General features: G+C 38.1%; 12 protein-coding genes. 5 read left to right on the forward strand and 7 right to left on the reverse strand.

Annotation, left to right across the window (positions count from 1 at the left end; translation table 11 throughout):
* Positions 1-92: 92 nt before the first annotated feature.
* Positions 93-512: a hypothetical protein gene (locus LQ227_RS20560; RefSeq protein WP_230145156.1), complete on the forward strand. Its 420-nt coding sequence runs from the start codon at positions 93-95 to the stop codon at positions 510-512.
* 175 nt (positions 513-687) lie between these two features.
* Here LQ227_RS20560 and LQ227_RS20565 read toward each other — a convergent pair whose 3' ends face one another.
* Positions 688-2,991, reverse strand: coding sequence for an ATP-dependent helicase (locus tag LQ227_RS20565; RefSeq protein WP_230145372.1), 2,304 nt, complete (start codon positions 2,989-2,991; stop codon positions 688-690).
* Positions 2,992-3,584: 593 nt separating this feature from the next.
* On the opposite strand from LQ227_RS20565, the gene LQ227_RS20570 reads away from it, so the two are divergent.
* Positions 3,585-3,905 carry a DUF493 family protein gene (locus LQ227_RS20570; RefSeq protein ID WP_230150808.1) on the forward strand — a complete coding sequence of 107 codons (321 nt, stop codon included), beginning with the start codon at positions 3,585-3,587 and terminating at the stop codon, positions 3,903-3,905.
* Positions 3,906-4,443: 538 nt separating this feature from the next.
* Here the strand turns inward: LQ227_RS20570 and LQ227_RS20575 are convergent.
* Complete coding sequence (locus tag LQ227_RS20575; protein WP_230145158.1) at positions 4,444-4,797, reverse strand: helix-turn-helix domain-containing protein; 354 nt, start codon at positions 4,795-4,797, stop codon at positions 4,444-4,446.
* A gap of 81 nt (positions 4,798-4,878) precedes the next feature.
* On the opposite strand from LQ227_RS20575, the gene LQ227_RS20580 reads away from it, so the two are divergent.
* Positions 4,879-5,763 (forward strand): NmrA family NAD(P)-binding protein, encoded by an 885-nt coding sequence (locus LQ227_RS20580; RefSeq protein WP_230150811.1) that lies wholly within the window; start codon positions 4,879-4,881, stop codon positions 5,761-5,763.
* A gap of 45 nt (positions 5,764-5,808) precedes the next feature.
* On the opposite strand, the gene LQ227_RS20585 is transcribed toward LQ227_RS20580, so the two are convergent.
* Genes LQ227_RS20585 through LQ227_RS20600 form a run of 4 tightly spaced genes read right to left on the reverse strand, consistent with a single transcriptional unit; the run spans position 5,809 to position 9,280 of the window.
* A complete protein-coding gene (locus LQ227_RS20585) occupies positions 5,809-6,174 on the reverse strand; it encodes a nuclear transport factor 2 family protein (protein WP_230150813.1) in 366 nt (121 codons plus the stop codon).
* A 22-nt stretch (positions 6,175-6,196) separates the two neighbouring features.
* On the reverse strand, positions 6,197-7,702 hold the full coding sequence (locus LQ227_RS20590) for a PH domain-containing protein (RefSeq protein WP_230150815.1): 1,506 nt from the start codon (positions 7,700-7,702) through the stop codon (positions 6,197-6,199).
* Positions 7,695-8,249 carry a PH domain-containing protein gene (locus tag LQ227_RS20595; protein WP_230145162.1) on the reverse strand — a complete coding sequence of 185 codons (555 nt, stop codon included), beginning with the start codon at positions 8,247-8,249 and terminating at the stop codon, positions 7,695-7,697. The genes LQ227_RS20590 and LQ227_RS20595 overlap by 8 nt, the downstream gene beginning before the upstream one ends.
* A gap of 56 nt (positions 8,250-8,305) precedes the next feature.
* The gene (locus LQ227_RS20600; RefSeq protein WP_230145163.1) at positions 8,306-9,280 is read right to left on the reverse strand and encodes an SGNH/GDSL hydrolase family protein; all 975 of its coding nucleotides are present in this window, start codon (positions 9,278-9,280) and stop codon (positions 8,306-8,308) included.
* Between the two features lie 301 nt (positions 9,281-9,581).
* Between LQ227_RS20600 and LQ227_RS20605 the strand changes: the two genes are divergently transcribed.
* The gene (locus LQ227_RS20605) at positions 9,582-10,952 is read left to right on the forward strand and encodes a dipeptidase (protein ID WP_230145164.1); all 1,371 of its coding nucleotides are present in this window, start codon (positions 9,582-9,584) and stop codon (positions 10,950-10,952) included.
* Between the two features lie 513 nt (positions 10,953-11,465).
* Positions 11,466-12,446, forward strand: coding sequence for a glycoside hydrolase family 43 protein (locus LQ227_RS20610; RefSeq protein ID WP_167295064.1), 981 nt, complete (start codon positions 11,466-11,468; stop codon positions 12,444-12,446).
* A 35-nt stretch (positions 12,447-12,481) separates the two neighbouring features.
* Here LQ227_RS20610 and LQ227_RS20615 read toward each other — a convergent pair whose 3' ends face one another.
* On the reverse strand, positions 12,482-13,714 hold the full coding sequence (locus LQ227_RS20615; protein ID WP_230150818.1) for an MFS transporter: 1,233 nt from the start codon (positions 13,712-13,714) through the stop codon (positions 12,482-12,484).
* Positions 13,715-13,717 lie beyond the last annotated feature (3 nt).

Genomic DNA, 13,717 nt, shown 5'->3' on the forward strand with positions numbered 1-13,717 from the left:
AAGGATAATTTTGTGCTTTTTCAATAAGAATCCTAAAAGTTTAAGCCATATTTGGTGTTTAAAACGGAAAATCAGATCTTATCAATCAATTTATGGATATAGAATCTTTTTATACAGGCTGTCTTACAGCGCAAGGCGAGAAAATTTATCTGGGAGATAAAATAAGGGGTAAATTTTTCTATAAAATGCAGGTTCAATATGAAATGGAGACCCAGTCTTTTGTATTGGTTTCACAAAATCCGCAATCACCTTATCGAAAATATCTTTTATCAGATTTGGAAAAAATTGAAGCGCTGAGTATAGTCGGAAATCAATTATTCTTTAAAGCGCCAAAAGTAGGGGAAAGGGTTAAAATTACAGTTGATAATAAAGGCGAATCTTTTCCATTTGGTATTATGGTAGAAATTATTGAAATAACAGATGAATGGAATGTGCAAGCTAAATCATTGGACAGTGAGCAATTAATTACACTCAAGATTGGAGAATTTCTCGAAGATCGATCTATTTATTAAAAATTGAGAACGCAAGGTTAGGCGTATTTTAATGGCACTCGGCATGCTGAACTTGATTCAGCATCTTTACGTTTTATCTATTAAAGCCTGATCCCGATGGAAAATCGGAATCAGGATGGTGAATCTTTGTTTTTTTCGTGCCTCTCCGTTTCCGTGGCAAAAAGGAAATCTGCGTTTACTTCACAATCATCAGTTTCGCAAACTTAAGCAGTAGCTGTTTATTGCCTAAACCCTGGAAGAATACAGTAGCCTTAACATCAGGCAGGGTGCCCTCCAGGCTGATAATTTTTCCAAAACCAAATTTTTCGTGCTCAACTTCCATACCGCCTTGAAATTCGTGCGGTTGCGATGGGGTAAATCCAGGTGTTGGCACATGTGCTTTTGCCAATAACGATGTTGTTTTCGGGCGGACAGGTGGGGCAGAAGTAGTTGCGCCGGCCGCTGATTTCGGTTTGCTAAAGAAATCACGCGGCTGCGAGGTCCATGTTTTGCGGTCATCGTCAAAATTACCTTCAAAACTGTTCGACTTGGCTGGTTTAACATCCAATTCTAAAAATTTCGGACTAATTTCGTTAATGAAACGGCTTGGTTCGCAATTGGTTAAAGTTCCCCAGCGGTAGCGGGAAGTGGCATAAGTAAGTGTCAGTTTTACTTCGGCACGGGTAATGGCCACATAAAACAAACGGCGCTCTTCCTCTAAATCAGTACGGTTGGTTAACGACATTTGTGATGGAAACAGATTTTCTTCCAATCCTACGATAAACACGTTTTTAAACTCCAAACCTTTGGCCGAGTGGATCGTCATTAAAGAAACCGTATCCTTATTCTTATCACCATCTTTATCATCGTTGGTTAAAAGGGCAACATCCTGCATAAAGATATCGAGGCCTTTTTCTTCAATATCCTCGCGTTCTGAAAATTCCTTAATACCATTTAATAACTCCTGGATATTTTCATACCGCGCACGTCCTTCAACGCTATCATCAGTGTATAATTCTTTTAAAATACCTGCATGTTGGGCAATAAACAAAGCTGTATCATAAGCATCGAGCTTTTTTGCCTCTGCCTGAAAACTTTGCACCATCATGGCAAAATCGTTCAATTGATTAGCTAAGCGCCCATCTACATATTCGTGTGCATTCGAAATTACGTCCCACATGGTTTTTCCATGCTGGTCTGCCGCAACAATAATTTTATCGATCGAAGTATCGCCAATACCACGTTTAGGGTAATTGATTACACGTTTTATAGCCTCTTCGTCCTTCGGATTAAAAGTTAAACGGAAATACGCAATTAAATCTTTTATTTCTTTGCGTTGGTAAAAAGACTGACCGCCATATATCCGGTAAGGAATATTGAGTTTGCGTAAACCCTCCTCCATTGCCCTGCTTTGTGCATTCGTACGATACAAAATGGCAAAATCGTTGTGGTGGTAGCCTTTTGTACTGCGTTCCTGAATAATGGCTTCAGCAACCAGTTTACCCTCTTCGTTATCGGTAAAAGCCCGCGAAACTTTAATTCTTTCCCCTTCTGCATTTTCTGAGAAAACGTTTTTTTCGAGCTGGTTTTTGTTGTTGGCAATAATACTGCTCGCTGCATCAACAATATTTTGGGTAGAACGGTAATTCTGTTCTAATTTATAAACCTTTAAATCAGGATAATCGCGTTCGAAATTTAAAATATTCTGGATGTTTGCACCACGGAAGGCATAGATACTTTGTGCATCATCACCTACCACACAAATGTTCTGATAAGCAGCAGCCAGTTTTTTTACAATGGTATACTGCGAAAAGTTGGTATCCTGGTACTCATCCACCATCAGGTACCTGAATTTCTGTTGATATTTATTTAAAACATCTGGATGTTCTTTCAATAAAATATTGGTTTTGAACAACAAATCGTCAAAATCCATTGCCCCAGCTCTGAAACAGCGTTTAGCATAGGTCTCGTAAATCTGGCCAATCAATGGGCGTTTATTCTGAATATCTTCAGCCTGTATCTGGTCGTTAGCTTGATATTCACCCCAGGAAATTAAATTATTTTTAGCTGATGAAATTCTATTGAAAACAAAGTTTGCCGCATATAATTTATCATCCAGCTGCATTTCTTTCAAAATCGCCCGGATTACACTTTTACTATCATCGGTGTCGTAAATGGTAAAATTGCTTGGATAACCTATTTTCTCGGCCTCTACCCGTAAAATTTTCGCAAAAACAGAGTGAAATGTACCCATCCAAATGTTCTTTGCCTCTGCACCAACCACTTTACTGATACGCTCGCGCATATCCTTACTTGCTTTGTTGGTAAAGGTTAAAACCAGGATGTTAAATGGATCGGTACCGGTTTGAATAAGGTGGGCTACACGAAAGGTAATTACCCTGGTTTTGCCCGAACCTGCACCTGCAACAATCATTACCGGTCCTTTTGTGTTCTCTACTGCTGCTCTTTGTTGTGGGTTTAATCCTGCTAAATAATCCAAATCGGCTCCTGTTTTTTTGAGGTTCAAAAATAACAATTCCTATCGCTTTTTGCCAAAGTTGTTAGTAATTAGTTTAAAACCTAATCGGTCGCCCTAACCGTTCTTCATTCTGAACTTGTTTTATTAGTCGTTCCTATTGTTTTTAGGTCTAATAGCTGCTTCGGTCAGAATCCACCATGCCATTAGTTATGGCTATGAAGTTTAATTTAGGGTAAAGCCCAACTTGTATTTCATTGGGTTGTGTAGCCCTTTGCTTTGCTCATACGCCTGCAGGCATTGCCCACAAGGCCGGTATCCGCTTCGCCAAGGTTTATGTAAATTGAGTTTGTGCTACTATTAAAGGTTTAAAACCAATAGCCTTATTTCATTGGTCGTCATTCTGAACTTGGTTCAGAATCCATCATGCCATTAAATTTGGGTATGAAGTCCCCTTTAGGGAATTTAGGGGTAAAGCCACAGCTGTATTTCGCTGGGTTCCGTAATAAAGCTTCTCTTCAATGCGCTTAAATGGCGGTATTTCAACTAAAATAAACGTTCATGCTGTCAGAATTGCACCCTGTTTATTTAGGTATAGAATTTGATATGCTTTCGTTATGGATGAGAATAATAATAAAGATATTGAGTTTACTGATATCCCGGACGGGGCTAGTGGAGATATTTATGCTAATTTAAAAGAGAAACTGGAGAGTGTTGAGCAGTTTCCGGGTGTTTACAATTTTAAATTTATTATCACTGGCGGGCTAGATAAAATACAAGATTTACGTGCCATTTTACCTGATGACGAGTTTATTGAGCAAGCTTCAAAAACAGGGAAATATGTTTCGATTACCGTAAAAAAGACAATGCAAAATGCTGATGAGGTGATTGCTATTTATAAGCAAGCAGGAAACATCAAAGGGATTATGACATTGTAGGCTTCTGTATATCAAATACATGATTCGATCGAAGATTTTTTGAGATTCATAAATCGCAAACGAAAGCCCTTCGACTACGCTATCAATAACAGATTCAAAAGAAAGGTCGTCATTGCGAGGAGGAACGACGAAGCAATCTTTCACGCTAGTGATCCTTGCCATAAAGATTGCTTCGTCGGCTGAAAAAGCCTTCTCGCAATGACGATAATCTGAGGAGATTTAATCTTTTAGCGCTATGCGCCATGCCTCATTTAAATTCCTCACATTTCTTTTTAAGACTGCTTGTGCACCTACGCTGTTCATAAACCTGATGGCAGCGGCAGCCCCGAAGCATGAGGGCTATAGCGAGCAGCAGGACTGCAATATCCGATGAAAAACCATCCTTTCATTTCCAATCAATAAAAAAATATTGCCTATTTATCGATTAATTTTCTTTTCGGAGCGCGACGCCTGGGCAGGTAATCAAGTTGGTTCCAGTTTCGCTTTACAATTTGATTCGTCGTGCTTCCTTACTGCATGGGAATGTTTAGTGTAATAGTTAAACAGAGCCATTTTTAACGGCCCAATCTACCATCGAATCTAATACCTGAAAAAGATCCTGCCCCGATTTGGTGAGGCTGTACGTGACTACTGGCGGAATAACGGCTTGCGCATCCCGATGAACGAGGTCATCATTTTGCATTTGCTTTAAGTGCTGTATAAGCATTTTTTCAGTTATCTGTGGTATCGCACGTTTTAACTCACTATAACGTTTTGGGCCACTCATTAAATGAAAAATAATAATCGGCTTCCAATAACCACCAATTTTTTCCATTACAAAAGTAACTGGGCAGCTGGTTAGCGCTACGCCTTTGTTAAAATTACGGGTCGAACTTTCTTTAACAGCTGTCATGGTTGCATACTTTGGGGTAAGTACTTGTATAAAAGTAAGTACAAATATAGCTTTGTATTCAATATTTAAAAACAAAAAATCATGAAAATAACATTAACAGGATCAACAGGTAATATTACTAAACCCCTTGCCGAAATACTGGTAGCCAAAGGCCATGAAGTAAAAATTATTAGCAGTAACCCCGATAGGGCCGAAGAAATTAAATCGCTGGGTGCAATGCCCTTGATTGGTAGTGTGAGCGATACCGGATTTTTAAAGGATGCTTTTACCGGGGCTGATGCCATTTACACCATGGTGCCACCAAATTTTGCAGCACCAAAATTTAGGGCATATATTAAAGGTATCGGCGAAAATTATGCGGCTGCCATAAAAGAGTCGGGCGTTAAAAAAGTAGTGAATTTAAGTAGCGTAGGTGCAGATCTGCCAGATGGAACAGGCCCAATTGCAGGATTACATGATGTAGAAAATATTTTTGCCGAATTAAATGGGGTAGATGTGAAACATTTACGTGCTGGTTATTTTTACATTAATTTTTTAGCTAATATCGATATGGTTAAACATGCAAACATATTAGGGTCTAATTTTGGCGCCGGTTCAAAACTTGTTTTGGTGCATCCCCGTAACATTGCTGAAGTAGCTGCTGAAGTATTGGAAAGTAATTTTACAGGCAAAACCATACAGTATGTGGCCAGTGATGATGAAAGTACGCCAGCTGATGTTGCAAAAGTATTAGGTACTGCAGTCGGTAAACCAGCATTGCCATGGATAGAATTTAGCAATGAAGATGCATTTAACGGAATGGTAGGAGCAGGTTTACCTGAAGAAATAGCCAAAAACTATGTAGAAATGGGCGATGCGATCAGAAGCAATAAACTTTTTGTAGATTATTATAAAAACAGACCTGTTTTAGGTAACATTAAGCTTAAAGATTTTGCTGCTGAGTTTGCCGCGGCATACCAGAATTAATTGGGTTATAATAGCTGCCTGGATTTAAACCTGGCAGCTGTTATTTTATATGGCCACACAGCTTCCAGCAATTACTTTCCATTCCTGATCAAACAATTTCCATACTCTTAAATATCTGAAAATACCTTCGATGGATTGTGAAGTATATATTGCCTTTAGCTCAATTTTCACACTAACAACCGCAATATCGTTAATCAGATTAATTCGCTGTTCGGAAGGTAAAATAGAATTTACAACCAAATTTCCGGATGTATAAGTTTCCATATCCATTGCCTTTGTTATGGTTACACCGTTGGGCAGGTTAAAAAGTAAATCTTCATGCAAAAGCAGATCCAGATCCTCAATATCACCATGCTGTATGGCTGTTAATAATCTATCTTCATTTAAAATGATCTGTTCCCTGGTATTCATATTAATTGTTTTTTTCTTTAAATTACATCCAATTCTCGTTTTTACGCTCTACCTGATACAGCCAATAATTTACCAGCTGTTTAATTTCGGTATAATTGCCATATTTAAAATGAATCTGACCCGCAGCCGTGTGTAAAGTGAGGTGACCAACATCAACCCCTTTATGCCATGGATATTGAAAAGTGGTAATGGCCTGAATTTTATTTGGCACTACAATTTCATTTGAAATATCCCAAATCCCGCTGGTTTTGATGATGAAATCTTGACTTACTGAAATCTGATGTCGGCGATAACTGATATAAATCATCAAAATACCGATGATTAAGTAAGCAATTGATACGCCGATATACGGCTTAACCTCAGGAACGTTAAACGCAATAATTAAAAATGCCACCACAGGCAAAATCAGTTTAAAGAAAATAGGTAAATTCAAAAAACGCCAGTCGGGGATAAATATTTTCGACCTTAAAGGTGTTTGGCCCAATATCATTTTTAGCAATTCGTCCCTTTCGCCAGGGTTACATCCCGGAATTTCCAAAGTGTTCCCCTGCATTTCATGCCCTTTTTTACTTTGACCAAAATGAGCCTGCTTTAAGCTCATATTGAGCATATTCATCTTTTTCTGAAAGTAATTCTGGCTGTATTTGGTAATCTGGACTTTATTCGGACTAATCAAGGTGTTTTTCTTGGCAATCAGCCCTGAAGAGAGTAAGAGTGTGTTTTTATGTTCGCTAATTTCCAGCTCAAAATACTTATAAAAGGTTCTAACCAGGTTAATAATTAACAGTACAATTAAAAGGCAGGCAATTAAGATAAAAATTGTAACTATAGTCAGCATACCCGTTACTGCGCTCTGAATTTCATCTTTATTAATTTTAAAAGCATCAAGCAGTTGCCTGCCCTCGTAAATAACGGTATAAAAAAAAGCAGCAAGTAAGGCCAAACTTTGCCCATAGTTAGAGGTTAGTCCTACTTTAAACAAAGTCCAGGCACTTATTCTTAAAAATGGTGTTTCTGCTGTCTTGTGGTTTTCATGTTCAATTTCCGATTGTGTTTCAGTTACGGTTCTTGTATTTAATAAATGTTCTTTAAGGTTATAGGCAGAAGTTTCGTCAATTGCTTTTATGCTTACTTCTTCTCCATGAGCACCGGCTGTATCAATTTTTAGCCCATAAACGCCGATAATTTTCTGCAGAATATTTTGGTTAATGTTAACCTGCTGTATTTTATCGAGCTGAATAATTACCTGATCGCGGTTGAATATGCCCTTATTTACCACAAATTCCTGCTTTTCTTTATCTAAAAAGAACGTAAATTTCAAATACCATAAATAAGCAAATATAAAACTGAATACAATTATCGCAGAAATGCCCAATATCAGGTAGGTGAAAGAAGTGCTCGACATCTTTACAAAGGCAATAATGAATAAGAAAAAACTCGCCTTACCAATTTTTAGCATGGTATGAGCACCCATTATAATGATACCAAAGGCCGATTCCCGCTGCGGTTTACTAAAATCGTTATGCATTGGCATTCAATTCTGTTGTTGGATTTTCAAGCAGGTCTAGTTTTTTCAAAAGCAGGTCCCTGATACGCATGGCATCATTAATTGCAATCCCTGAAATATGGATATGCCCTGTTTGGCCACCTGCAGTAAAAAGCTGTAAGGATCCCAGTTTATATATTCTGGAAAAAATCCCTTCATTTAATTCGATATGCTGAATCCTGTTTAAAGGAACAATTGTTGTCGATTCGGCAATAATGCCACTTTTGTATATTACATCATGTGTGCGGATGGCATACCCCCGTTTTTTAAAACTGGCGCGAAAGAGTAGCAAAAAGATAGTAAATAAAGCTAAATAAAGGGGGATAATCCATTTGGCATTTGATTTTACTTCATCAACAAAGAATAGGAGTATACCAATAGCTATTCCCAGCAAGCCAAAAAAGATCAGTAGATTAATACAGATGATTTTCCAATAATCGGGGTGTGGCCGGCTTAACTGAATTTCTTCGTATTTTGGAAGAAGATCGAGATCAATAACTTCATTGGTGAAAAATGTCTCAGTAGTCATGGTTAAAGGTATAAAACATTATTAATCTATAAATAGACTAATATTTAAATCTTTTGTTACCTCGCTACAATAAACTTTTTTGCAGAATTATATTGACCTGAATCGGAAGAGATTTTAAAGAAATAAATGCCGGGAACAAAGGTAGAGGTGTTGATTTCTAAGGTGTGTTTTCCAGTATTGAGGTATTCATTTACGACTGTTTTAACCAAGCGGCCCATTAAATCAAAAATCTGAATGTTAAGTTTATCCGATTCGGGTAAAACCACATCGATAAAGGTTTGCATGGCTGCAGGATTAGGGTAATTCTGAGAAACAGTAAATTTTAAGAATTTATCAAAAATTGCCTTATTGATGGCGTCGAAAATTACATAACTTACCAATCTGTAGCCGCGTGCATTTGGATGAAAGGGATCCTGATAAAGCGAAAAATCACGCCTCATGGCCGCGTTTATATCGGCTAAATATATTTTATATTCTGCAGCTAATTTTCTGTAGGCTGTATTAAGGTTTCTGATGTTGGTATTTACCGCCACATAACTTTTAATGGTTCTATCATCAACAAACTGGAGTGTACACAAAATTGGAACTAATTTCTGTTTAAGGCTTGCCGTAATCAATACCCGCATATTAGCAACGGTTTCTGCTATACTTCCTTTACCAGTAGTCATTGCAACAGCATCATTAATGCCCATATCAATTACAATAAAGCCGGTTCTATCGGCAATTGCATTATCAATTCTGAGTAATCCCTGAAAGGTAGTCTGACCACCAATACCATGATTGGTAATATCCACGATTTTATTCGTATAACAATTTATAAAATTATTCTGAAGCATGGTTTGAAAACCAACACCGTTAACACCTTCTACGGTACTGGCTCCAAAGGTTACAATATTTATACTGTCTTTCGAATAATATTGGGCTGCTTCCGGGCAACTTACTCTAGTAGGGGGCGGCCCCTGAGCTAAGGAAGAAATGCGGACAACAAGAAGCAGCAGCAGAGATAGAAATACTTTTGCGCTAAACTTCATTGTTAAAATTCTTTCGTACAGGATTTAAGGATATCTGTTATTGGCGCAATTTACAAAAAAGTAAATATAATTAATGCTGTGCTATATTTTTTTACAAACATTAAATCATTTTTTTGTATTTGTTAAAAGACGCGTTTTAAGTTTAAAAAATAAAGACGTGATTTTGGATCTTAAAAAAAATAATTAAACCCATTAACCTTCTGGCTATAAGCAAAATTTTACCCTGATATGGGGATAATTTATTAACCGCTTAAGTACCTTTTATTTGGTAAAGCCTATATTTGTCCAAATTCATTTTGTTATGCAAGAGATTAAAAATTATGTAGAAACGCACAAACAACGTTTTTTAGATGAGTTGTTTGAGTTATTGCGTTTTCCATCGGTAAGTGCTGATCCGAAATACAAAGGCGATGTTTTAAAAACAGCTGATTATGTTGCGCAGAAATTAAAAGATGCAGGTGCAGATCAGGTAGAAATTTGCCCAACCGCAGGATATCCTATTGTTTATGGCGAAAAAATTATAGATGCTTCTTTACCCACTGTTTTAATATATGGTCATTACGATGTTCAACCGGCCGATCCATTGGAACTTTGGCATACACCACCTTTTGAGCCTACAATACGCGATGGTAAAATTTATGCCCGCGGCGCTTGCGATGATAAAGGACAGTTTTACATGCACGTAAAAGCATTCGAACTGATGATGCAAACCAATACTTTGGCCTGCAATGTTAAATTTATGATCGAAGGTGAAGAGGAGGTGGGTTCTGCAAATCTGGGCATTTTTGTAAACGCGAATGCCGAGCGTTTAAAAGCCGATGTAGTCTTAATTTCTGATACTTCGATGATCAGCATGGAACATCCATCAATCGAAACGGGTTTGCGTGGTTTAGCTTACATGGAAGTTGAAGTAGTTGGTCCGAACCGCGATTTACACTCTGGAGTTTACGGTGGGGCAGTAGCCAATCCTGCAACTATCCTTTGTAAAATGATCGCTTCATTACACGATGAAAATAACCACATCACTATCCCTGCCTTTTATGATAAAGTGCTTGAGTTAACAGATGAGGAGAAAAAAGCATTAAATTCTGCACCTTATGACGAAGCCGAATACAAAAAGGACTTAGATATCGAAGAAGTTTGGGGTGAGAAAGGTTATACAACCCTTGAACGTACGGGTACCCGCCCAACTTTAGAAGTGAACGGAATTTGGAGCGGTTACATTGGTGAGGGAGCAAAAACGGTATTGCCGAGTAAAGCCAATGCGAAAATTTCTATGCGTTTGGTTCCACACCAGAGCTCAGAAGAAATTGCAGAGATTTTTACCAAACACTTTGAAAGCATTGCGCCTAAAAATGTAAAGGTAAAAGTTACGCCTCATCATGGCGGCGAACCAGTAGTAACCCCAACTGATAGTATTGCTTACCAGGCAGCCGAAAAAGCAATTGAAGATAGTTTTGGTAAAAAAGCTATTCCAACACGCGGCGGAGGCAGTATCCCTATTGTGGCCTTGTTTGAAGATGCATTGGGTATTAAATCGGTGCTTTTTGGCTTCGGTTTAGATAGTGATGCTTTACACTCGCCAAATGAGAAATATGATATCTACAATTATTATAAAGGAATAGAAACTTTGCCGTTATTCCATAAATATTTCGCAGAGCTGAGCAAATAAGCTTAACCGCGCATTCAGGCTGAACAATATTATATTTGTCAGTCTGAGCGGAGTCGAAGACCATCCCTGCCTATTTAATATAAGCAGGGATTTTTTTTGAGAGCGAATATTGATTCTTTGTAAATGAACGGTTGGTTTTTCATAGGTGCTGTAGTCCCGCCATTCGCTTTATCCCGATGAAAAAATCGGGATGCCCGCTACTGTCGGGTTTATTTAACAGCTGTCGGTTCTTCGAAGCAAACCTGTTCATGCAATGTGCTATTATGCGTCCTGCAGCCCTGAATAGTAATGGTAGCCCTGCAAGCTAAACCTGACCGTAGTGTAAAACCCACAGGCCAAAGCATGAGGCCGAGGATTTGAAACGGAGGGCAGGGCAGGTTTAACCAACTAGCTTGGGATTTTGCTTTCCAAAACAACTAAGTCAATTTAACTTCTATTGTCAGTCTGAGCGGAGTCGAAGACAATAGAATAACCTAAATTTTTTTAATAGCTATTTTTTTCTAAATTGCTGCCATGAAATATCTATTCTCATCTCTTTTACTTTTATCTGGACTTACTTCTTTAGCTCAAGATACTAAAACGATTAACCAGTCTGGAAATCCAATATTTCAAGGTTGGTATGCAGACCCTGATGCTGCTATTTTTAACAATAAGTATTGGGTTTATCCCACTTACTCGGCCAGGTATAAAGAACAGGTTTTTTTAGATGCCTTTTCATCAGATGATTTGGTGAAATGGAAAAAACATCCGCATATTTTAGATACTGCTGCTGTAAAATGGGCCAACAAAGCCATGTGGGCACCGGCAATTGTTCAAAAAGACAAAAAGTATTACCTGTTTTTTGGTGCTAACGATATTCAAAGCGATAAAGAAATTGGTGGAATTGGCGTAGCCGTTGCCGATAAACCAGAGGGACCATATAAAGACCATTTAGGGAAACCTTTGGTAGATAAATTCCATAATGGAGCGCAACCTATTGATCAGTTTGTGTTTAAAGATAAAGACGGCCAGTATTATTTAATTTATGGTGGCTGGAAACACTGCAATATTGCAAAGTTGAATAAAGATTTTACCGGCTTTTTGCCATTTGAAGATGGTACAACTTTTAAAGAAATTACACCTGATAATTATGTAGAAGGCCCATATATGTTCATCAGAAACGGTAAATATTATTTCATGTGGAGCGAAGGCGGCTGGACTGGTCCCGATTACTCAGTAGCTTATGCCGTTGGCGATTCGCCATTCGGTCCGTTTAAGCGGATTGGCAAAATATTAAAGCAAGATGCGGCTATTGCTACCGGTGCAGGCCATCACTCTGTAATTATTAACGAGAAAAAAGGACAATATTATATTGTTTACCACCGTCGCCCCTTAACCGAAACTGATGGCAATCATCGGGTTACCTGTATTGATGAAATGAAGTTTGATGCAGATGGTAATATTCTTCCCGTAAAAATTACAAATGAAGGGGTAAAAGCCCAGAAAGTTAAATAGTTGCTGTTCAGCTGGAGGTTTTATTCAATTTCCAGCTACGCTTCAGTTTTTTGTAAAACAGTTTTTGCCTGCTTTTTATTAAGTGTATTAAAACCCCAGGTGCATAGTAATAGCATAGCCGCAAGCCCTATCCAAAGCCAGTTATAACCGAAATTTTTGGCGATCAAGAAGCCAAAATATGGGCCGAAAACCTGAGCACACGACCAGCTCAAGGTATAACCGGCTGCATATAAGCCCCTGTTATGTTCGTTACTTCTGCTAATTACGATTGTATTGATAAAAGGTAACGTGAGCATCTCTCCACAGGTAAAAACGACAATGGTAAGTATTGCTGCAGCAATATGAAAACTAACCGGCGCACTTAATATAATATACGAAACTGCAAATAGAACCGCACCAACGATAATAAAAAACATGGGTGATCTTTTTGCTTCAATCTTGTTGATCATAATCATTTCGAATAGCGCAATTACTGCTCCGTTTATGCCAATAATAATACCGATTTGAAACTCATCAATATGCCATTGTTCCTTAAAAAATACCGGAACAACCCTAAACATTAAAAAAGCGCAGGTAATAAAAACAGTGGTAAGCAGAATGAACTTTACATAGAAAATATCTTCCCATGGTTTCAGAATGATCATGTTGCTGGCGTTTTCTTTAGCCTTTTTAATAAAATCTTTCACTTGCGGTAAAAACGACAGGATTAATAAACCAACAATAATGCTTACCCCACCTTCAACAATAAACAAAAGCTTATAATTAATTGAAGCAATAATTCCTGCCAAACTAATGCCTACCGACCAACCGATATTTACTGCGAGTCTGTTTAAAGAGTACGATCTTGTTATAGTGCCTTCTGCAGCGTAGTGTGCAACAGCCGTGAAATTTGCAGGGCGGAATGCCTCAGAAAAAAAGCTGATGACAACAGTTAAAATGCATAAACTATAAAAGTGAGTAATGGTAGAAAAGAGGATGAAAAGTAAACCACCTACTATCGACGAAAGGATCTGTACCGGGCGGAAACCAATCATATCGGTCAATTTTCCTCCTGTTGCCGAACCCAGAATCGAACCCACACCAAATAAAGTGATGATTAAACCCGCGTCCATTTCCGAGCGGTGTAAACTTTGGGTAACGTACAAGCCCATAAATGGAACAGCCATGCTTCCACATCTGTTAAACATCATTACAATGCTCAATAACCAGGTTTCTCTGCTTAATCCGCTGAATGATGTTTTATAGGTGTTGAAAATAAGTTTGAACATGTT

This window comes from Pedobacter sp. Bi27 (genome assembly GCF_918698255.1).
Taxonomy (GTDB): Bacteria; Bacteroidota; Bacteroidia; order Sphingobacteriales; family Sphingobacteriaceae; genus Pedobacter.